Origin of the sequence: Psychromarinibacter sediminicola (genome assembly GCF_029168335.1) — a bacterium.
Lineage (GTDB): Bacteria > Pseudomonadota > Alphaproteobacteria > Rhodobacterales > Rhodobacteraceae > Psychromarinibacter > Psychromarinibacter sediminicola.
On sequence record NZ_JARGYC010000053.1, the window covers coordinates 1 to 22,254 of the forward strand.

Consider the following 22,254-nt stretch of genomic DNA (forward strand, 5'->3'; position numbering starts at 1 on the left):
CGCTGCCCCCAGTATCTGCCCCAGGGTCAGTGAATCAGTCCCTCGGCCGAATGGGAATCCCCAATCGATTCATGTCGGTGGGCAAACGCTCTAAGCCGGGGGTGTTCCCGCCTACTCATATCAAAGAGAAGGGGTTGTCACTGATGCGCCCCAAACACCTCTCCGAAGACGAATTGAAGATGCACGCCGACGCGATTGCATCACATAGCGAAAAAGATACCGCCGTAGGCGTCATCGAGGGCGAGGCGCAGCTCATCAGGGCGCTGGAACAGGCGGACGGAACGCGAAGTGTTTGCCTGTTTGACGACCCGGTCAAAGATGATCCCATGGTTCCCGACAATCCTGCTCACGCGTTGCTGATTTTGGCGAAGGAAATGGGCGATGATGATATTGCGGAGATCAGAACGCGCTTGCTAACAGAGGTCTTCGGCGATCTGCGCCGTTTTGCAGCATAGCTATCCGAACGCCATGGCTGCTTGAACGCAAGCTCACGCGAATGGCCGGTATGGCGACGCTGCATTGCGGGGCAGGTCGGCCCGTCAGCGACTGTTCCGGGCCGAACATGACAAACGGTCGATCCGAACTCACCGATCTACACCACCGCCCCCCCTACACCCGCCCCAACTGCACCGCCGCCAGCCCCGCCAGCGTCATCGCGTCGCCGTCGGCGATGGGCGCCTCCAGCCCCTGCGACTTGAGCGCCGCGGCGTAGAGGTGGCACAGCGCGGGGGCGCCGATGAGCGCCACGGGCTGGCCGAGCCAGTAGGGGCGGGCGGCCGCGAGCTCGGCGCCGATCAGCCAGCCGGAGAGGCGGGAGCGGGAGACCGTGGCGGACTGGTCGTGCAGCAGGTGCTCGGCGCGCAGCGAAAAGGCGCGGGCGGCGAAGGATTCGGGGCGCGACAGGCCCTCGCCCACCGCGTCGGCGAAGGCGTCGGCGTCCCAGTCCTCGGCCGCGAGGCTGTGGCGCAGGACGGACTGGGAGGACAGAAGCGCGAAGATCTCGCCGGTCATGAAGGTGCGGAACGACACGACCTCTTCGGCCGAGACATGCGCCCACTTGGTGTGGGTGCCGGGCAGGCAGAGGATGCCGTCGAACTTGGGGTTGGCGGCGACGAAGCCGGCGATCTGGGTCTCTTCGCCGCGCATCACGTCGGCGGGGCTGTCCTGCGACAGGCCGGGGATGATGCGGACGTCGAGCCGGGCGTCATGGGTCAGCACGGGCAGGGTGCCGCCGCCGGCCGCGGTGCAGGGGACCGGGCGGTAGGGGGCCTCGGCCCAGCCCTGGCGGGCGCCGACCATGCCGCAGGCGGTGACGCGGGTGGCGCCCTCGCCCAGCCAGTCGCCCACGAGGCGCAGGAGGGCCGGCTCGAACTCGTCGGGCGCCAGCCGGGACATGCCATCGTCGGACTCGGCGGAGGCCGCGATCTCGGCCCCCGTCATCGCCCAGGCGCGCAGGTGCGTCGTGCCCCAGTCGACGGCGATCCAGTCGGCCGTCATTCCTGGTGTATGCCGTCTGCGGTGAACATGCCCCCCTGATAGACCACGTCGGGCGCGTCGGCAGCCGGTTTCTCGACCTCGGCGTCGAGTTTTTCCTTCCAGGCGGCGGAATTGTCCTGCGGCCGCCAGCCGAGCCAGGCGATTCTGGAATTGTCCCAGAACGTCTGGTCGTTGGCCGAGGCACCGTAGATCACCGGGCAGCCGAGCTTGGGGACGTCGAAGATGCGCTCGATCAGGCGGGCGAGGTCGTCGTAGCTGAGCCAGGTGTAGAGCATCCGGTGGTTGCGCGGCTCGGGGAAGCTGGAGCCGATGCGGATGCTGGCGGTCTCGATGCCGAACTTGTCGTGGTAGAGGCTGGCCATCATCTCGCCGAACACCTTGGACACGCCGTAGAGCCCGTCGGGGCGCGGGTAGACGCTGTTGTCGATGACTTCGTCCTGCTTGTAGTAGCCGGTGGCGTGGTTGGAACTGGCGAAGACGACGCGGTTGCAGCCGTGCAGGCGGCAGGCCTCGTAGAGGTTGTAGACCCCGTCGAGGTTGGCGTTGCGGATGGTGGACCAGGGCGCCTCGTTCGCCTGGCCGCCGAAATGGACGATGCCGTCGCAGCCCTTGACCAGATCCTCGACGGCCTGGCGGTCGCCGAGGTCGCAGGGGACGGTTTCCTCGTTCGGGCCGGCCTGGCCCATGTCGCCCCTGTCGGACAGGCGGACGGTGTCGGCGAGGTGGGCGAGGCGGGTGCGCATCTGGGCCCCGAGATTGCCGGCGGCGCCGGTGATGAGCAGGCGTTTCATGTGTCTCCTCCGGTGGTTACTGGATTGTCGGTTGTGCGGGCGCGGCGGCCCGGGTCAGGAAGTCGAGCACGGCGACGCGCATCGGGGCGCTTTCGCCGTGCCCGGCATTGGGGTCGAGCGCGGTGGTGAGCGCGTCCGGGTCGGTCTCGTAGGCGGCCTTGAGGCGGGTGAGCGCCGCATCGCGGGCCGGGGCGGGGGTCAGGTGGTCCTGCCCGCCGTGGCAGGCGAATTGCGGGCGCGGGGCGACGAGGCCGGCGATGTCGCCCATCTCGGCAAAGCGCAACAGGCCGGGGACGGTGAGGTAGAAGCCGTGCTTCGCGTGGGTGCCGTCGGCGATCAGCGGGCCGATATCGGCCAGCATGCACAGGTGGGCAGTTCCGGCGAGGCGCGGCTCCAGCGCGGCGAGCCAGAAGGCATGGGCGGCGCCCATCGAGAGGCCTAGGGTGAAGATGCGGCCGGGGTGGATGTCGGGGCGGGTTGTCAGGTAGCCGAAGGCGGCGGCGAGGTCGTTCAGCATGGCGCCGAACAGGCTGCGGCCGTCCCAGAACAGCGCCTTGGCGATGTCGTTTTCTGTCCCTTCGTCGCGGCGGTCGCCGAAGCCGGGCATGTCGATGCAGAGCGCGGCGAAGCCGGCTGCGGCGAGCGCCGGGCCGTAGGGTGGGTCCTGCAGGAAGCGGCTGCCTTCGAGGAGTTCGCGGCGGCCGAGCCGGTAGTCGCCGCCGTGGGCGTGGCAGTAGAGCACGGCGGGGCAGCGGCCGGCGGTGTCGGGGCGGATCAGGGTGCCGGGGATCGCGCCCGTGGGGGTGTCGAGCGTCAGCTCTTCCACGATGTGGCCGCCGGGGTGGGGGCCCGCGGTCTGCGCGTGCGGAACGGCCGGGTGCGGAGCCCAGCCGGTCAGGCGCTGCAGCGTGGTGCGGAGATCCCCGGCCGTCATCTACGGAAACCCATAGGATCCGTCGGGTCGGGTGGGCACCTTGCGTTCCCAGTGCACGTAGCGGTCGGTCTTCAGGTACTCCTCGTCGATCTCCACGCCCCAGCCGGGGCGGTCGGGGCGCAGATCCAGGTGGCCGTCGACCGGCAGGTAGGGATCCTTGACGTATTGCGCGGTCTCGTCGCTGTCCGACAGGCCGTGGCCGGTATAGGCCGCGCCCATCGGCAGGCGGTATTCGAGGATCTTGAAGTTGGGGCAGGCCGCGGAGAAGTGCAGGTTCACCGCCGTGGCGAGCGGGCCCATCGGGTTGTGCGGCGCGACGGGCACGTAGAACGCCTCGGCCAGCGCGGCGATCTTGCGCATCTCGTAGAGCCCGCCGACGACGCAGATGTCGGGCTGCACGATGTCGGCGCCGCCGGATTTCAGCAGGCGCAGGAATTCCCAGCGGTTGTAGAGCGATTCCCCCGTGGCCAGCGGCACCGTCAGCTTGGCGTTCAGATCGCCCCAGGCCTCGATGTTCTCGGGCCGGATCGGTTCCTCGTAGAACAGCGGGTGGAACGGGGCCAGCGCGTTGCCGAGATCGACCGCCTGCCACGGCTCCCATATCTTGGCGTGGGCGTCGAAGGCGAACTCGGTGTCGGGACAGAGGTCCGTCAGCTTCTCCATCCACTCTGTCGTGGAGCGGATCACCTTGCCCCAGGGCTCGGCATGGATGTCGACGCGGTAGGGCGACAGCTTGAAGGCGGTCAGGCCGAACTCTTCGGTCTTCCCGGCGCAGAAATCGCGGATGTCCTCGGCCTCGGGCGCGGAATAGACGCCGAGATAGACGCGGACCCGGTCGCGGACGTGCCCGCCGAGCAGGCGGTAGACCGGCACGCCGAGCGCCTTGGCGTTCAGGTCCCACAGCGCATGGTCGATGGCGCTGATCGCCGCGAGGCCCAGCGCGCCGGGCGGGAAGCGGGACTGCTGCAATAGCTTCAGGATCAGGCGTTCGATGCGGGTCGCGTCCTCGCCTTCGAGCTGGAGATAGAGATAGTCCAGAAGCGGCGGCAGGGCGCGGTCGGGGCCGTGGTTGTAGCACTCGCCCCAGCCGGTGACGCCTTCGTCGGTGTCGAGGGCGACCAGAACGCGCGGGCGATCGCGGTCGCAGGACATGTAGCTGCGCAGTCCGGTGATTTTCATGGCGTTATCCGTGTCTTGTTGTGCGGGCCGGCCCAGGCCGCCTCGATGCGGCGGGCCGGCCGGGGCGGGTGATGACGGGCATGCCTAGCCCGCGAACCGGGCCTGCGGCACGCCCTGGCAGCCCAGGCCGGTGACGGCGAAGAGGCTGCCGGCTTCCGGCTGGTCCGAGCCCTCGGCGAGGCCGAGCGACAGCGAGGTCACGAACAGCACGTCCAGGTTCTTGCCGCCCCACATCGGCTTGGTCGGCTTCTCGATCGGCATGTCCACGGTCATGTCCACCCGCCCGTCCGGCGTGATGCGGTAGAGCTGCCAGCCCGACACGCCCGCCTGCCAGTAGCAGCCGTCGGCATCCACCGTGCCGCCGTCGGGGCGGCCGGCCACCGCGCGGGTGTCGAAGAACACCCGCGGCTCGCCCGGCGTGCCGGTGTCGGTATCGTAGTCGCAGGCCCAGATGGTGCGCTCCGAGGGGTTGGAATCGGAGAAGTACATCGTCTTGCCATCGGGCGAGAAGGCGAGCCCGTTGGTGGTGAAGATGCCGTCCTTCCAGGGCGTCACCGAACGGTCCGGGTCGAGGCGGTAGAACCGGCCCAGCCGCTCGGGCTCGCCGCCCTCCTTCATGGTGCCGGCCCAGAACCGGCCCTGCATGTCGGTCGTACCGTCGTTGAAGCGGTTGTCGGGCCGGTGCGATTCGGGGTCGGTGATCGGCTCCTTGGCGCCGGTCGCCGGGTCGTAGAACCAGAAGCCGCTGGCAGCCGCCACCACCAGGTCGTCGCGGCCCGCGCGGCGGGCGAGGCATCCTACCGGCTCGCCGAAGTCGTGGCTGCGGTTCTCGCCGGTCACCGGATCGTAGCGGTGGATCAGGCCGGCCTTGATGTCGACCCACCAGAGCGCCTGGTCGTCCACGTCCCAGACCGCGCCTTCGCCCAGCTTCGAGCGGCTGGGTACCACGCATTCAACCTGCATTCGCTGTCCCCTTGTATATGCGCCCGTCCAGGGCGCTGACATGTCGTTTCATGGCCGCGCGGGCCTGGGCCGGAGCGGCCGGAGGCGGTGGCGTCGCGCAGCTCGCGATGCTCCGTTTGGCGCGCGACCCGGCCCGCGAAGCGTATCCGCCGGCGCGGCATCGCGAGGATCCGGCTGCCGGAGAGCCGCGCCATGGCGGCGTGGCCGGGGGTTCCGGGTCTGTCTCTGTCGCCTTCCTGTCCACCACGCGGGCCACCCTCTCGCGATCCCGCGGCGTTGCCAAGCGGAATTAGAGTGCGTTGCGGCAAGAGGGCATCGGTTCGACGCGCTCTCTTGCGGGATCCGGCGCGGGTGGGGGCCAACCCCGCCGTCCATCGTGCTTGAACCGATGGCGCAGGATGAACGGCCCCCCGGAGTATTTCCGGCCAGAAGAAGGGTGGGGTGGTGGATTGGTGGGTGCGGGCGGCGCAAATGGGGTCCGGGTGGATCGTGGGCGGCTCGGCATGCGTCGCGCCGCCCGGAGAAATGCCGCGACGGCCCCTTCACCCGCGTGTCGTCTTCGGCCTATCCTGCCGGGCACGCGCCGCGAACCGGGAAGGGAGGCCCATGCGCTACATTCTGTCCATCGACCAGGGGACGACCTCGACCCGCGCGCTCGTGTTCGATGCGGAGATGCGCGTCGTGGCCGTCGCGCAGGAGGAGTTTCTGCAGCATTACCCCCGCTCCGGCTGGGTCGAGCACGACGCGGAGGATCTGTGGCAGACGACCCTGTCCACCTGCCGCGCGGCGCTGGAGACGGCCGGCGCGGGGGCCGGGGACCTGGCCGGGATCGGCATCACCAACCAGCGCGAGACGACGCTGGTCTGGGACCGGGCCACGGGCGCGCCGATCCACCGCGCCATCGTCTGGCAGGACCGGCGGACGGCGGAGACCTGCCGCGCGCTGCGCGAGGCGGGGCACGAGGCGGCGATCGCCGAACGGACCGGGCTGCTGTGCGATCCGTATTTCTCGGGGACCAAGCTGAAATGGCTGCTGGACGAGGTCGAGGGCGCGCGGGCGCGGGCGGAGGCGGGCGAGCTCGTGTTCGGGACGGTCGACAGCTGGCTGATCTGGAAGCTGACGGGCGGGCGGGCGCATGTGACCGACGCCACGAATGCCTCGCGGACGCTGATGTACGACATCCGCAAGGGGCGCTGGTCGCGGACCATGTGCGACCTTCTCGACGTGCCGATGGAGATGCTGCCGGAGGTGAAGGACTGTGCCGCCGCGTTCGGCGAGGCCGATGCCGAGTGGTTCGGCGCGGCCGTGCCGATCCTGGGCGTGGCGGGCGACCAGCAGGCGGCGACGGTGGGGCAGGCGTGCTTCCGGCCAGGGATGCTGAAATCCACCTACGGGACCGGGTGCTTTGCGCTGCTGAACACGGGCGAGACGCCGGTGGCGTCGGAGAACCGGCTGCTGACGACCATCGCCTATCAGCTGGACGGGGTGCCGACCTATGCGCTGGAGGGGTCGATCTTCATCGCCGGCGCCGTGGTGCAGTGGCTGCGCGACGGGCTGCGGATCATCGAGGCGGCGCCGGAGACGCAAGGTTTGGCCGAGGCGGCGGATGACGGGCAGGAGGTGATCCTGGTGCCCGCCTTTACCGGGCTGGGCGCGCCCTATTGGAACGCCGACTGCCGCGGGGCGATGTTCGGGCTGACGCGGAGCTCGGGGCCGGCGGAAGTCGCGAAGGCGGCGCTGGAGAGCGTGGGGTTCCAGACCCGCGACCTGCTGGAGGCGATGCAGGCCGATATGGGCGGCGCGGGCGAGGCGATCCTGCGGGTCGATGGCGGGATGAGCGCATCCGACTGGACGATGCAGTTCCTGGCCGACATCCTGGGCGCCCCGGTGGACCGGCCCGCGGTGCTGGAGACGACGGCGCTGGGCGCCGCGTGGCTCGCCGGGATGCGGGCGGGGCTCTATCCCGGGCCGGAGGATTTCGCGCAGGGCTGGGCGCTGGAGCGGCGGTTCGATCCGGCGATGGATGCGGCGGAGCGGGAGGCGCGCTATGGCCGCTGGCGCAAGGCGGTCGAGGCGACGCTGTCGGTCTGATCTGCGCGCGGGGGGCGGGTCTTGGCGGCTTGCGCGGGCGGCGTGTCCGAGGGTGTCCGAGGTTGGACACTATGCCAGGTATCTGAAATCGTTGTAGATAGCGCTAACGGGACTCGTGGACGGCACGGGGTCGGCCGGGGTCGGTTCCCGCCCGCTTCGGCGCGGCGTTCCGCTGGGCAGGGTCTTGGAGGTCGTAGGACAGATAGGGCTCGGCGCCGGCGGGCGCGGCGGCGATGCCGGGGACGATCTCCACCGGGATGCCGGCGGCGCGGGCGGCGGTGAGGTTCTCGGCGGCGTTGCCGGAGATGCCGGGGTCGCCCGATGTCAGGCGGACGACCTGTCGGCCCTTCGCGGCCTCGGCCACGACCAGGGCGTCGATGCGGTCCTGCGGCCAGGCGGCGGCGCCGGCGGTCCTGCCGACATGGACCCGCTCGGCGTCGCGGCGGGCGAGTTCGAGGATGTCCGCATCGACGAGGCGGTCGTGGAAGATCACGTCGGCCTCCTGCAGCCGCTGCACGGCGCGCAGAGTCAGCAGGTCGCGCGCGCCGGGGCCGGCGCCGACCAGCGCGATGTGGCCGCCGCGGGGCGTGTCGGGGGCGCGGCCGGCGGCGATGGCGTCCTTGATCGCCTGCGCCGCCTCGCGCTCGGCGCCGCGGGTCCAGGCGGCGCGGGGCGCGTCGGCGAAAACCCAGCGCCAGAAGGCGCGGCGGGCGTCCCGGGGCACGCGGGCGGCGACGGCGCCGCGCATCCGGCCGGCGAAGGCGGCGAGGCCGCCCAGCGTCGGGGCGAGCATCTGCTCCACCTGCGTCTTGATCTGGCGGGCGAGGACGGGGGCGGTGCCCTCGGTCCCGATGGCCACCACGACGGGGTCGCGGTCCACCAGCGACGGTGTCGTCAGGTCGCAGAGGTCGGGGCGGTCGACCACGTTGACGGGGCAGCGGGCGGCGCGGGCCAGCGCGTGGGCGCAGGCGTCGAGGCCCGGGCAGCCGGTGGCGATGAAGCCCATGGCGGCGGTCTCGAACAGCGCCGGCGTCAGGCGGCCGCGGTGCCAGTCGGCGCGGCCCCGGTCGACCAGCGCCCGGAGTTCCGGGTCGAGCTCCGGGGCGGCGAGGATCAGCTGCGCATCGGTCTTCAGAAGGAGCCGGGCCTTCTGTGCCGCCTGTTCGCCGCCGCCGACGATCACGACGCGGCGGCCGGTGGTGCGGATGAACATCGGGAAGGACTTCATCGGACCTCCTATTCGGCGGCTTCGGCGGGGGCGGTGGCGCGGGCGATCAGCGTGGCGAGTTCCGGGCGGCAGGAGCCGCAGTTGGTCCCGGCCTGCAGCGCGGCGCCGATCTGGTCGACGCTGTGCAGGCCCTGCGTCTCGATGGCCGCCAGGATCGTGTTGATCCCGACATCGAAGCAGGAACAGACCACGGGGCCGGGATCGGGCCGGTCGGCGGGGGCGCGGCCGGTGATCGCCTCGGGCGCGTCGGTGCCGGGGACGGTGGCGAGGTAGTCGCGGCCGGCCAGCACCGGCTCGGGCGCGACGAAGAGGGCGGCCAGCAGGCGGTCGCCGTCGTGGAAGGCAAAGCGGTGGTGGCCGCGCGCGGGGTCGGTGACGGCCTGCACGGCGGCGTCGGGGAGGCCGAACAGGGCGCGGGCCTGCGCCTCCCAGTCCGCCGGCGCCTCGGTGCCGGCCAGTTCCGCGCGCCAGCCGCTGCGGGTGCGGGCGCGGGACCAGTAGGGGGCGTCGGGCGTCATCGGGGCGGCGGAGACGGCGAAGGCGTACCAGGTCGCGGCGTAGGGTCTGGCCGCGACGACCGCGGCCTTGCTTTCCGGCTGGCCGGAGACCGGGTCGGTCGCGGGCGCGACGAGGGCGTCGATGCGGGCGGAGGGCGCCGTCTCGCCGGTCCAGTGCATGGGGGCGAAAAGCTCGCCCTTGCCGACATCGGTCGTGATGAGCGCGCGGAGGATGGCGCGGCCGTGCGGGCTGCTCAGCTCGACGAGGCCGGCGGGGGCGATGCCGAGGGCTGTGGCATCCTCGGGGTGAATCTCGCAGAACGGCTCGGGCCGGTGGGCCGACAGGCGCGGCGACTTCGCGCTGCGGGTCATGGTGTGCCACTGGTCGCGCAGGCGGCCGGTGTTGAGGCGGTAGGGGTGGCGCCGGTCCGGGTTCGCGGCCGGTGCGCGGTGGCGGACGGGCAGCATGTTGGCGCGGCCGGTTTCGGTGAAGAACCGGCCGTCGGCGAAGAAGCGGCCGCCCTGCCGCTGCGCGGTGACGGGCCAGCGGACGGGGGCCATGGCGGCGTAGTCGATGTCGCGCAGGGTGGCGAGGCCGGAGATGTCGAAGTCGCGGCCCATGAGGCCCGAGATGCGCGAGAGCCCCGCGTATTCGCGGAAGATCTCCACCGGCGCGGTATAGTCGAAGGCGTCGCGCCAGCCCATGCGGCGGGCGACCCCGGCGATGATCTGCCAGTCGGGGCGGGCCTGGCCCGGAGGCGGCAGGGCGGCGCGCTGGCGGCTGATCGTGCGGTCGGAATTGGTGACTGTGCCGTCCTTCTCACCCCAGGCGGCGGCGGGGAGGAGGACATGCGCCAGCCTGGCGGTGTCGGTGTTCGCCGTGACATCCGAGACGGCGACGAAGTCGCAGCCGGCAATGGCGGCGCGGACGGCGTCGGCGTCGGGCATCGTCACGGCCGGGTTGGAGTGGATGATCCAGAGCGCCTTGATCTCGCCGCGGCCGACGGCGCGGAACATGTCCACGGCCTTGAGGCCGGGCGTGGCCGCGATGGCGGGGGCGCCCCAGAACTCGCGCACGGCGCGGCGGTGATCGGGGTTCTCGATGTCGAGATGGCAGGCGAGTTGGTTGGCCAGCCCGCCGACCTCGCGGCCGCCCATCGCGTTGGGCTGGCCGGTGACGGAGAACGGCCCCATGCCGGGGCGACCGATGCGGCCCGTGGCGAGGTGGCCGTTGAGGATGGCGTTCACCTTGTCGGTGCCCGAGCTTGACTGGTTCACGCCCTGGGAGAAGACGGTGACGACCTTATCGGTGCGGATCCAGAGGTCGTAGAAGCGCTGCAGCTCCGCCGCGGGCAGGCCGGTGAGGTGCTCGGGCCGGTCGGAGCCGGCGGCGGCGAGGGCGGCGTCGAGGCCGTCGACGTGGCGGGCGTAGTCCCTATCGACGGCGCCCTGGTCGTGGATCGCCGCGAGAAGGCCGTTGAACAGCGCGACGTCCGAGCCGGGGGCGAGGGCGAGGTGCAGGTCGGCGGCGTCGCAGGTGGCCGTCCGGCGGGGGTCGATCACGACGATCTTGGTGCCGCGCCGTTTGCGGGCGGCGAGGATGCGCTGGTGCAGGACCGGGTGACACCAGGCGAGGTTCGAGCCGGTCAGCACGATCAGGTCGGCTTGGTCCAGGTCGTCGTAGGTGCCGGGCACGGTGTCGGTGCCGAAGGCGCGCTTGTGCCCGGCCACCGTGGAGGCCATGCAGAGGCGCGAGTTGGTGTCGATATTGGCCGAGCCGATGAAGCCCTTCATCAGCTTGTTGGCGACGTAGTAGTCCTCGGTCAGCATCTGGCCGGAGACATAGAAGGCGACCGAGTCGGGGCCGTGTTCGGCGATGGTCTCGCGGAAGCGGTCGGCGACATGGGGCAGCGCGGTGTCCCAGTCGGTGTCGTGGCCGTCGACCCGGGGGGCGAGCAGGCGGTCGTCGAGGCCGATGGTCTCGGCCAGCGCCAGGCCCTTGGAGCAGAGGCGGCCGCGGTTGGCGGGGTGATCGGGGTCTCCCTCGACGCCGAGGCCGCCGGCACCGTCGGGCCGCAAGAGGACGCCGCAGCCGACGCCGCAATAGGGGCAGGTGGAGCGGACGGGGCCGCCCTGGTGCGGGTCTGCGGCGGTCACGCGGCGCTCCGTTTGCCGAGCGCGTCGGCGTCGAGCAGGACGCGGCCGTTCTCGACGCGGACCGGGTAGGTGTCGATCTGGTAGCCGTCGGTGCCCTGGCCGGTGTTCAGGTCGAAGACGGCGTTGTGCAGCGGGCAGGTGACGCGCTGGCCGTGGACGATGCCCTCCGAGAGCGGGCCGCCCTTGTGGGGGCAGGTGTCGGCGGCGGCGAAGACCTCGTCGTCGGCAGTGCGGAACAGGCCGATACAGCCGAGATGTGTCTTCACCAGCCGGGCGCCCCGGACGGGGATGTCGTCGATGCGGCCTATGTCGATCCAGGTCATGGCGTCGGTCCTTTGTTCAAGCGGTTGTTGAAATGCCGGTTGCGCGGCCCTTGGCCGGCGGCGCCGGGGCCGCCGACGGCCAAGCGGTCCCTTTCGACCGGTTCACTCGGCGGCCTCCAGCGTCAGGTCGGCCAGCGGGGCATAGCGGGCGCGGCGGGTCTGCACGTGCTCGGCCCAGGGATCCTTCTGGTAGACCGACTGCGAGATATCGAAGCGCTCGATCAGGCCCGCGCGTATCTCCGGGTCGATCACCTGCTCCTGCACCCACTCGATGCCGACCTTGGCGAGCCACTTGTAGGGCCGGTCGAGGTACTTGGCGTTCTCGCGGTAGAGCTGGACGAAGGCGACGACGTGGTCGATGGCCTCCTGTTCCGTGGTCACGTCGACGAGGCGCTCGACCTCCTTGACGTCCATCCCCGCCGCGCCGCCGACGCCGATCTGGTAGCCGCTGTCGACACAGACGATGCCCACGTCCTTGCAGGTCGCCTCGGCGCAGTTCCGCGGGCAGCCGGAGACGCCCAGCTTGACCTTGTGTGGTGTCCAGGCGCCCCAGAGACGTTTTTCCAGCTGGATGCCGAGGCCGGTGGAATCCTGCGTGCCGAAGCGGCACCAGTCCTTGCCGACGCAGGTCTTCACCGTGCGCAGCCCCTTGGAATAGGCGTGGCCCGAGACCATGCCGGCGTCGTTCAGGTCCTCCCAGATCGCCGGCAGGTCCTCTTTCTTCACGCCCAGAAGGTCGATGCGCTGGCCGCCCGTGACCTTGACCGTCGCGCCGTACCTGTCGGCGGCATCGGCGATGGCGCGCAGCTCGTTGGCGTCGGTCGTGCCGCCCCACATGCGGGGCATGACGGAATAGGTGCCGTCCTTCTGGATGTTGGCGTGGTTGCGTTCGTTCACGAAGCGCGACTGCGGGTCGTCCTGGTAGTCCAGCGGCCAGTCGGCCAGCAGGTAGAAGTTCACCGCCGGCCGGCAGACGTGGCAGCCGTTGGGCGTGGTCCAGCCGAGTTCCTGCCAGACGGCGGCCTGCGATTTCAGTTCCTTCGACTTGATCAGGCGACGCACGTCCTCGTGCGTCAGCTCGGTGCAGCCGCAGATCGGCTGCGCCGCCGGCGCGCTGTAGCCGTCGCCCAGCGTCACCGACAGAAGCTGCTCCACCAGCCCCGTGCAGGTGCCGCAGGAATTGCTGGCCTTGGTGGTGGCGCGGACCGCGGCGAGGTCGGTGGCGCCGCCCTCGATGGCCTGGGTGATCTGCCCCTTGCAGACGCCGTTGCAGCCGCAGATCTCCGCCTCAGGCGGCAAGGCTGCAACGGCTGAGAGAGGGTCCGCGGCGGCCCCTCCCTGGTAGGACGGCCCGAAGATCAGCGTGTCGCGCATCTCGGACACGTCCTCGCCGTCGCGGATCAGGCCGAAGAACCAGTTGCTGTCGGCCGTGTCGCCGTAGAACACGGCGCCGATGAGCCTGTTCTCCTCGATCACCAGCCGCTTGTAGATGCCGCGCGCGGGGTCGCGGAACACGATGTCCTCGCGGCCCTCGCCCTCGGCGAAATCGCCGGCGCTGAACAGGTCGCAGCCGGTGACCTTGAGCTTGGTGGAGAGCTCCTTGACCTGGAACGCGGCGTCCTCGCCGGCGAGCGTCTTCGCCAGCACCCTGGCCTGGTCGTAGAGCGGCGCGACGAGGCCGAAGAGATTGCCGTCGAACTCCACGCATTCGCCGACGGCATAGATGTCGGGGTCGGAGGTCTGCATCCGCGCGTCGACGGTGACCGCGCGGTTCACGTCGAGCCCGGCGTCCTTCGCAAGCTGCGCCTGCGGCCGGATGCCCACGGCCATCACCACGATGTCGGCGGGCAGGACGGTGCCGTCCTCCAGTACCACCTCCTCCACATGCGCGTCGCCGCGGATCTCCTTGGTGGCGGCCTGGGTCATCACGGTGATGCCGCGGCTTTCCAGGTCCTTCTGCAGCAGGTAGCCGGCGGCCTCGTCGAGCTGGCGTTCCATCAGGTGGCCGGCGAGGTGCAGGACGGTAACCTCCATCCCGCGCAGGCGCAGGCCGGCGGCGGCCTCCAGGCCGAGAAGTCCGCCGCCGATGACGACGGCGCGCGCACCGGGGGTGCCGGCGGCCTCCATCATCGCGTTGGTGTCCTCTAGGTCGCGATAGGCGACGACGCCGGGCAGGTCGTGGCCGGGGCAGGGGATGATGAACGGCGCGGACCCGGTGCCGAGGATCAGCTTGTCATAGGGCACTTCGCCGTTCTCGCCGACGACGACCTTGCGGTCGCGGTCGATCCGTTCGACCTTCTCGCCGAAGCGGCAGGTGACGTTGTGGTCGTCGTACCAGGCGTCGTCGTGGGTGACGATCTCCTCGTAGGACTTCTCGCCCGAGAGCACCGGCGACAGCATGATGCGGTTGTAGTTGCCGCGCGGCTCGGCGTTGAACAGCGTGACGTCGTAGGCGTCGGGGTCGGTTTCGAACAGGTGCTCCAGCACGCGGCCGGTGGCCATGCCGGCACCGATGACGACGAGTCGTTGGGTCATTGGGAAACCTCTCTATAACTCGGGGGCTTACGGAATTGCCGCACAAGGTCCGCACGTTCCTCTAGATTGATTCGCGAGTCGGACCGGAGCGAACCATGGCGAGCAATTTCGAGTGGGATGAGAGCAAGAACCGGCAGAACGTCGAACTGCGCGGAATCGACTTTTCTGTCGCCGAGGGCTTCGACTGGTCGACGGCGCAGCTCTTTGCGGACGATCGGATCGACTATGGCGAGGATCGTGTCATCGCGCGCGGAACGATTGGCGATCGTCTGCACATTCTCGTGTTTGTTTTGCGTGGAAGCCGAATGCGGATTATATCTCTGAGGAAAGCAAACCGCAGAGAACGGCGCGCCTATGTCGCAGAAACCGGAAGACCGCTCCGAGATACATGATGAATTGAACCCGGAATGGACCGCGTACGAGTCGGCTTGGGCTGTCGATGTCGCGGATTTTCCAAGCCCGGTCGAAGCCGCAGAGTTCGTTCTCCGGCGCAAGCAGTTCTTCCTTGCTGCCCAGGCAGCGGGCTTCCCGAAGGAGTTGCTGACTCCGTTCGAACCGAACAAGCCCGGATTCGAGGAGCGGGCGCGGAAGGCGTTCACGGCGCTGCCCAAGGCGATGGGCTGGGCTGCGGAGTAGCAGTAGCCGGTCATCACAGATACCACGCGACGATGTGGGCGAGTTCTCCGCCCTGGTGGATCGGCAGGGCGACCATGGAGTCGTAGCCTGCGGCCAGCCCGGGCTTGCCGCCTTGCACAAGCGGCACGCCGGTGCCGAGGACGCGGCCGATGGCGCCCTGCCACGCGGCGACCGTGCGTTCGTTGCCGGCATTGTCGGGATCCCAGAGCGCGCCTTCGCGGGCGCAGATGCCGTCGATGAGGCGGGCCTCGTTCGCCGTGCCGTTGCGGGCGGCGCGCGCGTCCCACAGCTCGAAGCGGCGGGCGATGGGGGTGCCCTTGGCCGAGAGCAGCGTGAGCACGTAGGTCTTGCCGCCCGGAACCGGCACGGGCAGGCCGAGGCCGGTGGTCAGCCCCGCCTTCGCCGCGCTGTCGGCGCGGATGAAGCGATAGCCCGAGCCGAGGTCGCGCATCAGGATCGGGGTCTTCGCCGCCCAGACGCCGCCGGGCAGCCCCTGGCCGCGCGGGAAGTGGGTGTGCTGCGACACCCATTCGAAATGCTTCGCGGCGCCGTAATAGCCGTCGTCCAGCATCAAAAGGCCGTCCTGCTCCCGCCAGACCTCGATGGCGCCGGTGCGGCTGTCGTCGTCGCCGCACAGGGTGACGAGGACGGCCTTGAGCACGGACCCGGCGAAGACGGGGATCGCGACGGCGGCGGTCAGGCCGGCGGCCGTCGCGGCCTCGGTCCGCTTGAAGTAGCTACCGTCGAAGCCCTTGAGGACCACCGGCCGCGCCTCGGCCCAGGCCTTGCCGGGCAGGCCCTCGCCACGGGCGAAGCTCTCGCGGCGCGAGGCGGCCTCGAACGCACCGAGCGCGCCGTAGTCGCCCTCGGCGAGGACCAGGCGGTCGCCGTCGGGAACCCAGACCTCGGTGACCTCGATGAAGGTCTTCGCCGGCGTGTCGATGGCCACGTCCATCACGCGGCCTCCTTCTTCTCGGGCTTGGCCTCGGCCGTGTCGGCCTTGGGCGTGCGCCCGTGCTCGTAGTCTTCGAGGAAGGTCAGCACCTGCTCGCGGTAGAGGTAGTAGTCGGGGTGTTCCAGCAGCGCCTTGCGTGAACGCGGGCGCGGCAGGTCGACATTGACGATCTTGCCGATGGTGGCCTGCGGACCGTTGGTCATCATCACGACGCGGTCGGCCAGCAGGATCGCCTCGTCCACGTCGTGGGTGACGCAGATCGCGGTGACCTTGGTGCGCGACCACACCTCCATCAGCACCTCCTGCAGCTCCCAGCGCGTCAGGTTGTCGAGCATGCCGAAGGGTTCGTCGAGCAGCAGGAGCTTGGGCGACAGGGCGAAGGCACGGGCGATGCCGACGCGTTGCTTCATGCCGTTGGAGAGATCGGCGGCGGACTTGTCCATGCTGTCGGCCAGGCCGACGCGCTCCAGGTAGTATTCCACCACGTCCTGGCGCTCGGCCTGGCTGGCGCGGGGGTAGACCTTGTCGACGCCGATGGCGCAGTTCTCGCGCGCCGTCAGCCAGGGAAAGAGCGAGGGCGACTGGAAGACCACGGCGCGTTCGGGGTCGGCGCCCTCGACATGGCGGCCGTCGAGCTTGATCGCACCCTTGGAGATGTCGTTGAGGCCGGCGGCCATGGTCAGCACGGTGGACTTGCCGCAGCCGGAATGGCCGATCAGCGAGATGAACTCGCCGCGGTCCATCTTGAGGTTGAAGTCCTCGACCACGGTCAGCGGGCCCTTGGGCGTCGGGTAGACCTTGTGCAGCTGCGAGAAGTCGAGGAAGCGTTCGTCGATCAGCCCCTCCTGCGCCTTGGCGATGGCGGCGGGGAGGTCGTGGATCGGCGTCACCTCGGGCAGTTGGCGGGTGCCCTCGACCTTGGCCTCGATGCCGACATCCATCAGGTAGCTGGTGACGTCGGCGCGCAGTGTCTTGAAGCCCTCGTGGTGGTTCATCTCGCCCCTGTCGCGGGGGCGCGGGATGTCGACGGGGAATTCCTGGCCCAGGGTGCCGTCGGGGGTCAGGGCGATGATCCGGTCGGCGAGGATGATCGCCTCGTCCACGTCGTTGGTGATCAGCACGCAGGTCTTCTTGTCCTGTTCCCAGATATGCTCGATCTCGTCGGCGAGGTTGGCGCGGGTCAGCGCGTCGAGCGCCGAGAGCGGTTCGTCCAGCAGCAGCACCTCGGGGTTCATGGCCAGCGCGCGGGCGACGTTGACCCGCTGGCGCATCCCGCCCGACAGCTCCGCCGGGCGGCGGGTGGCGGCGTGGGAGAGCCCGACCATCTCGACGTAATGGGCGACCTTGTCGGCGCGTTCCTGCTTCGAAAGGCCCGGAAAGATCGTGTCGACCGCCAGCCCCACGTTGCCGCTGACCGTGAGCCACGGCATCAGCGAGTAGTTCTGGAAGATCACGCCGCGTTCCGGGCCGGGGCCGGTGACCGGCTTGCCCTTGAAGGTGACCTTGCCGCCGGTGGGCTGCTCCAGCCCCGCCATCAGGTTGATCAGCGTGGTCTTGCCGGTGCCGGAGAAGCCGAGGAGCACGAGGAACTCGCCCTCCCGGACCTCCAGGTCGATGTCTTTGAGCACGTAGGCCCGGGCGGTGCCTTCGCCGAAGCTCTTGGAGACGGAGTCGAAGGTGAGGATGCTCATGGGAGTCACCGGTTATTCGAGAAGGTGAAGAGGGACTGCAGCGCGAACATCACCCGATCCAGGAGGAAGCCGATGATGCCGATGGTCAGCACGGCGACCATGATCTTGGCGAGCGACGAGGAACTGCCGTTCTGGAACTCGTCCCAGACGAACTTGCCGAGCCCGGGGTTCTGCGCCAGCATCTCGGCCGCGATCAGCACCATCCAGCCGACGCCGAGCGACAGCCGCAGGCCGGTGAAGATCAGCGGCAGGGCCGAAGGCAGCACCAGCTTGGTGATCTTCGTGTAGGTGTTCATCTTCAGAACCTTGGAGACGTTCACCAGGTCCTTGTCGATCGACGCGACACCCAGCGCGGTGTTGATCAGCGTGGGCCAGAGCGAGCAGAGCGTGACCGTGATCGCCGAGACCAGGAACGACTTGGCAAACAGCCCGTCGTCGGTGGTGTAGACCGCCGAGACGACCATGGTGACGATGGGCAGCCAGGCCAGCGGGCTGACCGGCTTGAAGATCTGGATCAGCGGGTTGAGCGCGGCGTTGGCCGTCTGGCTGAGCCCGGCGGCTATGCCCATGGGCACGGCGACCAGCGTGGCGATCAGGAAGCCGAAGAACACCGTCTGGATCGAGGTCCAGATCTGGTCGTAGTAAGACGGCGCGCCGGTATAGGCGATGCTCTTGACCTCGTCGCCGCGGCCGGCCGCGATCAGCTTTTCGTTGCGCTGGGCGACCATCTCCTCGAAGCGGGCCTTCTTGACCGCCTTGGCCTGCGCGTCCTCGTGCAGGTTCACGGCCTCTTCCCAGACCTGGCCGGGCCCGGGGACGGCGCCGAGCGAGGTCTGGACGGTGGGGGCGAGCGCGCTCCAGAGCGTCAGGAAGGCGGCGATGGCCAGGAGCGGGACGCCGAGCAGGCGCCAGATCTCGCCCATCTGGGCGCGCGGGTTGTCGCCGGCGGTGGCCTTCAGGATCGGCGTGATCCAGGCCAGGCCCAGGACCTGGAACCACCGGTCGGCCTTGTTGATGCGGGTGAACCACCGGGCGCGGCGCGCCTCCTTGTGGTCGGCTTCGATGATGTCGGGGTCGACAGCGGTCATGGCTGGTCCTCTGGGATTTGGATGGCTGGGGAGGGGCCGCGCGGGGCGCTCGTCGGGCCTTGGGGCCTTCCCCGCGAGGAAAGCCGTCAGGCTGACGAGCGCGCCGGAGGGTCAGCCCTGGACCTCGTTACCCACGATCACCTCTTCGCCCTTCAGCCCGATGGGCAGGCTGTCGAGGTAGGCGTTGGGCGTGCGGCCGTCATAGGGAATGCCGTCGATGATATCGGCAGCCGGCGTCGGCGCCTTGTAGCCGTCGCTGTCCCAGGGGAAGTCCGCCGCGTCGGCGCGGCCCTCGTCGACCAGGATGCGGGCGGCTTCGAGGTAGATCTCCGGCTTGTAGACCGACTTCGCGACCTCGTCGTACCAGCTGTCCGGCTTCGCCTCGGAGATCTGGCCCCAGCGGCGCATCTGGGTCAGGTACCAGACGGCGTCGGAGTAGAACGGGTAGGTCGCGTTGTAGCGGAAGAAGACGTTGAAGTCGGGCACTTCGCGCACGTCCCCCTTCTCGTACTCGAACGTCCCGGTCATCGAGTTGGCGATCACCTCGTAGTCGGCGCCCACGTATTCCGAGCGCGACAGGATCTCGACCGCCTCTTCGCGGTTGGCGTTGTCGTTTTCGTCCAGCCACATGGCGGCCCGGATCAGCGCCTTGACGACGGCGAGCGTGGTGTTGGGGTTCTCCTCGGCGAACTCGGCGGTGATGCCGAAGACCTTCTCGGGGTTGTTCTTCCATAGCTCGTAGTCGGTGATCACCGGCACGCCGATGCCCTTGAACACCGCCTGCTGGTTCCAAGGCTCGCCCACGCAATAGCCGTAGATCGTGCCGGCCTCGAGCGTGGCGGGCATCTGCGGCGGCGGGGTGACCGACAGCAGCACGTCGGCGTTGATCTGGCCCGAGATGTTCTCGGGGCTGTAATAGCCCGGGTGCAGGCCGCCAGCGGCGAGCCAGTAGCGCAGTTCGTAGTTATGGGTCGAGACCGGGAAGACCATGCCCATGTTGAAGGGCTTGCCCTGGTTCTTGTAGTCCTCGACCACCGGCGCCAGCGCCTCGGCCGAGATCGGGTGTTCCGGCAGGCCGTCGGCATTGGTCGGGATGTTCGGTTTCATCTGCTCCCAGACCTCGTTCGACACGGTGATGCCGTTGCCGTTCAGGTCCATGGAGAAGGGCGTGATGATATGCGCCTCGGTCCCGAAGCCGATGGTGGCGGCCAGCGGCTGGCCGGCCAGCATATGCGCCCCGTCGAGCTGGCCGTCGATGACGCCGTCGAGCAGCACCTTCCAGTTGGCCTGCGCCTCCAGCGTCACGAACAGGCCCTCGTCCAGGAAATAGCCCTGTTCATAGGCCACCGCGAGCGGCGCCATGTCGGTGAGCTTGATGAAGCCGAAGGTCAGTTCGTCCTTCTCCAGGTCCATCATCTGGGCAGAGGCGCCGGTGGCGAGGGCCGTGGAGGCGGCGAGCGATAGGATCAGTGTCTTCATTGGGTCGTGTCCCCGGTTCTTGTGCCCGGTCCGACCTGGTTCGACAGGAGGCCGGGCAAACGAAAATAGCCGCTGACGTATCCCGCCTGTGCGTGGCGAGACGTCGAGCGGCTGTGCTCAGATCACCCGGTCCTTGGGAGAATATCGCGGACAGACACCGTTGCCTGTCGACGCCCCGATGGATGGCGCGATTCGCCGCGGCGATCAACGCCGGCGGCGCGGCGGGCGGGGTTTGGACCGCTCCAACTTTCTGCGGCGCGGCGAACTGCTCAGATCTTGGTCAGAGCGGCGCGTCGGGGTCAAAAATGCGGCGGTCGAAAAACCGGTTCGGGCGCAGGAACAGGTGCCCGCCGTCCGAGGCGACGGCGGTTTCCTCGGCCAGCGCGCCCTCCAGCTTGGCGCTGGCGCCGGGCAGGTCGGCCTTGGTCGCGGCGAGCGCGGCGCGGTAGAGGTCGGAGCGGAAGGTGCCGCTGCCGGTGCGGGCGGCGGCGGCGCGGTCGAGCCCGGTGCGGGCGGCGAGCTGCACCGCGATCCAGGCGGCCTGGCTGCGCCAGGGGAAGCTGGCGGCGCCGCGGTGGAATTCGAGGTTGCCGGGAACATCGCGCTGTTCGCCGGTGGCGGCGATGGTGATCCGCCCGGTCAGGCCGCGGTCCAGTACCTCGGCGTCGAGGTCGAGATATTCGGGGCGGGCGAGGATCTCGGCGGCGAGCGACCGGCTGCCCGGCGCGTCCAGCCAGCGGCCGGCGCGCCAGACCGCGCGGATCAGGCGGCCCAGCAGGTCGGGCTCGGCCGTCGCCCAGTCGGTGCGGGCGGCCAGCACCTTTTCCGGCGCGAAGCTCCAGATCGCGCGGCCGGGCAGCAGCAATTCGCCCACGCCCTGCTCCACGACGATCGAGCCCCAGGGCTCGCCGACGCAGAAGGCGTCGATCTCGCCGGCCGCGATGGCCTCGGCCATCAGCGGCGGGGGGACGGTGCGGATGTCGACGCCCTGCGGCGCGGGCAGGCCCAGGGCGGAAAGCCAGTAGTAGAGCAGCTCGGCATGCATCGAGAAGGGGAACGGCACGCCGATGCGCAGGGGCTGCGGCGCGGCGGCGATCAGGGCGCGGCCGGCGGCCCCGGCATCGTCGAAGCCGAAGGCGTGGCCCTGGTCGCGCAGCCGGGCGGCGAGCGCGCGGCTGGTGCCGATGACGTTGCCGTTGACCGACAGAACCGAGACGGCGGCGAGCGGGGCGCCGGCGCCGCCGAGACCCAGCGCGGCGGCCACCGGGACGGGGGCCAGCATATGCGCCGCCTGCACCCGGCCGAAGACCAGCATGTCGCGCAGCGACGACCAGGACGGCGCGCGCAGGAGGTCGAGGTCCAGCGATTCCTCGGCCGCGTAGCCCATCTCCTGCGCGACGACGAGCGGGGCGGCGTCGAGCAGCGGGATGAAGCCCACGGCCAGGCGCGTCGCGGTCATGACAGAAGTCCCGCCGCCGTCACCAGCGCCTGCGCCACGTCGGCCACCTTGCGGCCCTGGTCCATCGCCGTCTTGCGCAGGAGCGCATAGGCCTCTTCCTCGGTCAGGCCCTTGGCCTTCATCAGCATGCCCTTGGCGCGGTCGATGACCTTGCGCTCTTCCAGTGCGCGCTTGGTCTCGGCCAGCTCGGTGCGCATCCGCTGGAACATGCGGAACCGGGCGACGGCGGCGTCGAGGATCGGCTTCAGCCGGTCGGGCTTCAGCCCGTCGACCACATAGGCCGAGACGCCGGCCTCGATGGCGGCGTCGGTCAGCCCCTCGGCCGAGCGGTCGACGAACATCGCGACGGGGCGGTCGAGCGGGCCGGAGGCGAGCGCCAGTTCCTCCAGCGTGTCGCGGGAGGGGTTCTCGATGTCGATCAGGACGACGTCGGGATTGTGCGCCTGGATGTGGCGGGCGAGGCCGGTGGCCTCGGAGATGACATGGATGTCGAAATCGCCCGCCTCGCGCAGGCTGTCGACGATGAGCATCGCGCGGTCGCGGTCGGACTCGACGATGACGACCGAGAGGCCGCGGTCCGTGGGGCCGTGTGACGGGGTCATGACGAATCCTGTAAGGCGCTGCGGCGCAGCGTGCAATGCGGCGGCGCGGCGAGAGCGTGTGCTGCCGGGGCCATTGCCCGGTTTTTGGGCAGTCGCCGGCCGGCGGTGCGGCGCTCGCTCCTCAGGAGCGTCGCCCCGCCCGCCGTCCC

At 69.8% G+C, this 22,254-nt stretch carries 19 protein-coding genes; 4 read left to right on the top strand and 15 right to left on the bottom strand.

All coding sequences use genetic code 11. The annotated features are described in order from the left end of the window. The coding region (locus P1J78_RS17380; RefSeq protein ID WP_275568647.1) for a hypothetical protein at nucleotides 1-455 on the top strand (455 nt) is incomplete at its 5' end. A 154-nt stretch (nucleotides 456-609) separates the two neighbouring features. Here the strand turns inward: P1J78_RS17380 and P1J78_RS17385 are convergent. The 5 genes from P1J78_RS17385 to P1J78_RS17405 all read right to left on the bottom strand — a co-directional run bounded on the left by P1J78_RS17385 (nucleotide 610) and on the right by P1J78_RS17405 (nucleotide 5,364). Continuing rightward, complete coding sequence (locus P1J78_RS17385) at nucleotides 610-1,497, bottom strand: 2-dehydro-3-deoxygalactonokinase (RefSeq protein WP_275568648.1); 888 nt, start codon at nucleotides 1,495-1,497, stop codon at nucleotides 610-612. After that, nucleotides 1,494-2,288: an NAD-dependent epimerase/dehydratase family protein gene (locus P1J78_RS17390; protein ID WP_275568649.1), complete on the bottom strand. Its 795-nt coding sequence runs from the start codon at nucleotides 2,286-2,288 to the stop codon at nucleotides 1,494-1,496. The genes P1J78_RS17385 and P1J78_RS17390 overlap by 4 nt, the downstream gene beginning before the upstream one ends. A gap of 16 nt (nucleotides 2,289-2,304) precedes the next feature. Continuing rightward, nucleotides 2,305-3,222, bottom strand: a complete 918-nt coding sequence (locus P1J78_RS17395; protein ID WP_275568650.1) for a dienelactone hydrolase family protein — start codon at nucleotides 3,220-3,222, stop codon at nucleotides 2,305-2,307. After that, nucleotides 3,223-4,401, bottom strand: a complete 1,179-nt coding sequence (locus tag P1J78_RS17400; protein ID WP_275568651.1) for a mandelate racemase/muconate lactonizing enzyme family protein — start codon at nucleotides 4,399-4,401, stop codon at nucleotides 3,223-3,225. It lies immediately after the preceding gene. Nucleotides 4,402-4,485: 84 nt separating this feature from the next. Then, complete coding sequence (locus P1J78_RS17405) at nucleotides 4,486-5,364, bottom strand: SMP-30/gluconolactonase/LRE family protein (RefSeq protein ID WP_275568652.1); 879 nt, start codon at nucleotides 5,362-5,364, stop codon at nucleotides 4,486-4,488. Between the two features lie 606 nt (nucleotides 5,365-5,970). Between P1J78_RS17405 and glpK the strand changes: the two genes are divergently transcribed. After that, complete coding sequence (glpK, locus tag P1J78_RS17410; protein WP_275568653.1) at nucleotides 5,971-7,455, top strand: glycerol kinase GlpK; 1,485 nt, start codon at nucleotides 5,971-5,973, stop codon at nucleotides 7,453-7,455. 103 nt (nucleotides 7,456-7,558) lie between these two features. Here the strand turns inward: glpK and P1J78_RS17415 are convergent, their stop codons facing one another. From P1J78_RS17415 to nirB, 4 genes are all read right to left on the bottom strand, one after another. Then, nucleotides 7,559-8,683: a siroheme synthase domain-containing protein gene (locus P1J78_RS17415; RefSeq protein ID WP_275568654.1), complete on the bottom strand. Its 1,125-nt coding sequence runs from the start codon at nucleotides 8,681-8,683 to the stop codon at nucleotides 7,559-7,561. An 8-nt stretch (nucleotides 8,684-8,691) separates the two neighbouring features. Further along, nucleotides 8,692-11,337: a nitrate reductase gene (locus P1J78_RS17420; RefSeq protein WP_275568655.1), complete on the bottom strand. Its 2,646-nt coding sequence runs from the start codon at nucleotides 11,335-11,337 to the stop codon at nucleotides 8,692-8,694. Next, complete coding sequence (gene nirD / locus P1J78_RS17425; RefSeq protein ID WP_275568656.1) at nucleotides 11,334-11,660, bottom strand: nitrite reductase small subunit NirD; 327 nt, start codon at nucleotides 11,658-11,660, stop codon at nucleotides 11,334-11,336. Before nirD ends, P1J78_RS17420 begins: the two co-directional genes overlap by 4 nt. Nucleotides 11,661-11,762: 102 nt before the next feature. After that, a complete protein-coding gene (gene nirB / locus P1J78_RS17430) occupies nucleotides 11,763-14,195 on the bottom strand; it encodes a nitrite reductase large subunit NirB (protein ID WP_275568657.1) in 2,433 nt (810 codons plus the stop codon). A gap of 95 nt (nucleotides 14,196-14,290) precedes the next feature. Here nirB and P1J78_RS17435 point away from each other — a divergent pair, with 95 nt between their 5' ends. Together P1J78_RS17435 and P1J78_RS17440 are read left to right on the top strand one after the other, a co-directional pair. Continuing rightward, a complete protein-coding gene (locus P1J78_RS17435) occupies nucleotides 14,291-14,587 on the top strand; it encodes a BrnT family toxin (protein WP_275568658.1) in 297 nt (98 codons plus the stop codon). Beyond that, nucleotides 14,550-14,831 (top strand): hypothetical protein, encoded by a 282-nt coding sequence (locus P1J78_RS17440; RefSeq protein ID WP_275568659.1) that lies wholly within the window; start codon nucleotides 14,550-14,552, stop codon nucleotides 14,829-14,831. The genes P1J78_RS17435 and P1J78_RS17440 overlap by 38 nt, the downstream gene beginning before the upstream one ends. A gap of 13 nt (nucleotides 14,832-14,844) precedes the next feature. Here P1J78_RS17440 and P1J78_RS17445 read toward each other — a convergent pair whose 3' ends face one another. From P1J78_RS17445 to P1J78_RS17470, 6 genes are all read right to left on the bottom strand, one after another. Continuing rightward, nucleotides 14,845-15,786: a GAF domain-containing protein gene (locus tag P1J78_RS17445; RefSeq protein ID WP_275568660.1), complete on the bottom strand. Its 942-nt coding sequence runs from the start codon at nucleotides 15,784-15,786 to the stop codon at nucleotides 14,845-14,847. Then, on the bottom strand, nucleotides 15,786-17,477 hold the full coding sequence (locus tag P1J78_RS17450; RefSeq protein ID WP_275568661.1) for an ABC transporter ATP-binding protein: 1,692 nt from the start codon (nucleotides 17,475-17,477) through the stop codon (nucleotides 15,786-15,788). The genes P1J78_RS17445 and P1J78_RS17450 overlap by 1 nt, the downstream gene beginning before the upstream one ends. A gap of 5 nt (nucleotides 17,478-17,482) precedes the next feature. After that, nucleotides 17,483-18,565, bottom strand: coding sequence for an ABC transporter permease (locus P1J78_RS17455; protein ID WP_275568662.1), 1,083 nt, complete (start codon nucleotides 18,563-18,565; stop codon nucleotides 17,483-17,485). 111 nt (nucleotides 18,566-18,676) lie between these two features. Next, nucleotides 18,677-20,044, bottom strand: coding sequence for a CmpA/NrtA family ABC transporter substrate-binding protein (locus tag P1J78_RS17460; protein ID WP_275568663.1), 1,368 nt, complete (start codon nucleotides 20,042-20,044; stop codon nucleotides 18,677-18,679). A 280-nt stretch (nucleotides 20,045-20,324) separates the two neighbouring features. Continuing rightward, the gene (locus P1J78_RS17465) at nucleotides 20,325-21,503 is read right to left on the bottom strand and encodes an ABC transporter substrate-binding protein (protein ID WP_275568664.1); all 1,179 of its coding nucleotides are present in this window, start codon (nucleotides 21,501-21,503) and stop codon (nucleotides 20,325-20,327) included. Further along, nucleotides 21,500-22,105, bottom strand: coding sequence for an ANTAR domain-containing response regulator (locus tag P1J78_RS17470; protein ID WP_275568665.1), 606 nt, complete (start codon nucleotides 22,103-22,105; stop codon nucleotides 21,500-21,502). The genes P1J78_RS17465 and P1J78_RS17470 overlap by 4 nt, the downstream gene beginning before the upstream one ends. Nucleotides 22,106-22,254 lie beyond the last annotated feature (149 nt).

Excerpts from the sequence above, each read along its gene's own strand:
- P1J78_RS17385 (WP_275568648.1), bottom strand. The coding sequence starts at position 1,497 with ATGACGGCCGACTGGATCGCCGTCGACTGGGGCACGACGCACCTGCGC.
- P1J78_RS17390 (WP_275568649.1), bottom strand. The coding sequence starts at position 2,288 with ATGAAACGCCTGCTCATCACCGGCGCCGCCGGCAATCTCGGGGCCCAG.
- P1J78_RS17395 (WP_275568650.1), bottom strand. The coding sequence starts at position 3,222 with ATGACGGCCGGGGATCTCCGCACCACGCTGCAGCGCCTGACCGGCTGG.
- P1J78_RS17400 (WP_275568651.1), bottom strand. The coding sequence starts at position 4,401 with ATGAAAATCACCGGACTGCGCAGCTACATGTCCTGCGACCGCGATCGC.
- P1J78_RS17405 (WP_275568652.1), bottom strand. The coding sequence starts at position 5,364 with ATGCAGGTTGAATGCGTGGTACCCAGCCGCTCGAAGCTGGGCGAAGGC.
- glpK (WP_275568653.1), top strand. The coding sequence starts at position 5,971 with ATGCGCTACATTCTGTCCATCGACCAGGGGACGACCTCGACCCGCGCG.
- P1J78_RS17415 (WP_275568654.1), bottom strand. The coding sequence starts at position 8,683 with ATGAAGTCCTTCCCGATGTTCATCCGCACCACCGGCCGCCGCGTCGTG.
- nirD (WP_275568656.1), bottom strand. The coding sequence starts at position 11,660 with ATGACCTGGATCGACATAGGCCGCATCGACGACATCCCCGTCCGGGGC.
- nirB (WP_275568657.1), bottom strand. The coding sequence starts at position 14,195 with ATGACCCAACGACTCGTCGTCATCGGTGCCGGCATGGCCACCGGCCGC.
- P1J78_RS17435 (WP_275568658.1), top strand. The coding sequence starts at position 14,291 with ATGGCGAGCAATTTCGAGTGGGATGAGAGCAAGAACCGGCAGAACGTC.
- P1J78_RS17440 (WP_275568659.1), top strand. The coding sequence starts at position 14,550 with ATGTCGCAGAAACCGGAAGACCGCTCCGAGATACATGATGAATTGAAC.
- P1J78_RS17445 (WP_275568660.1), bottom strand. The coding sequence starts at position 15,786 with ATGGACGTGGCCATCGACACGCCGGCGAAGACCTTCATCGAGGTCACC.
- P1J78_RS17450 (WP_275568661.1), bottom strand. The coding sequence starts at position 17,477 with ATGAGCATCCTCACCTTCGACTCCGTCTCCAAGAGCTTCGGCGAAGGC.
- P1J78_RS17455 (WP_275568662.1), bottom strand. The coding sequence starts at position 18,565 with ATGACCGCTGTCGACCCCGACATCATCGAAGCCGACCACAAGGAGGCG.
- P1J78_RS17460 (WP_275568663.1), bottom strand. The coding sequence starts at position 20,044 with ATGAAGACACTGATCCTATCGCTCGCCGCCTCCACGGCCCTCGCCACC.
- P1J78_RS17465 (WP_275568664.1), bottom strand. The coding sequence starts at position 21,503 with ATGACCGCGACGCGCCTGGCCGTGGGCTTCATCCCGCTGCTCGACGCC.
- P1J78_RS17470 (WP_275568665.1), bottom strand. The coding sequence starts at position 22,105 with ATGACCCCGTCACACGGCCCCACGGACCGCGGCCTCTCGGTCGTCATC.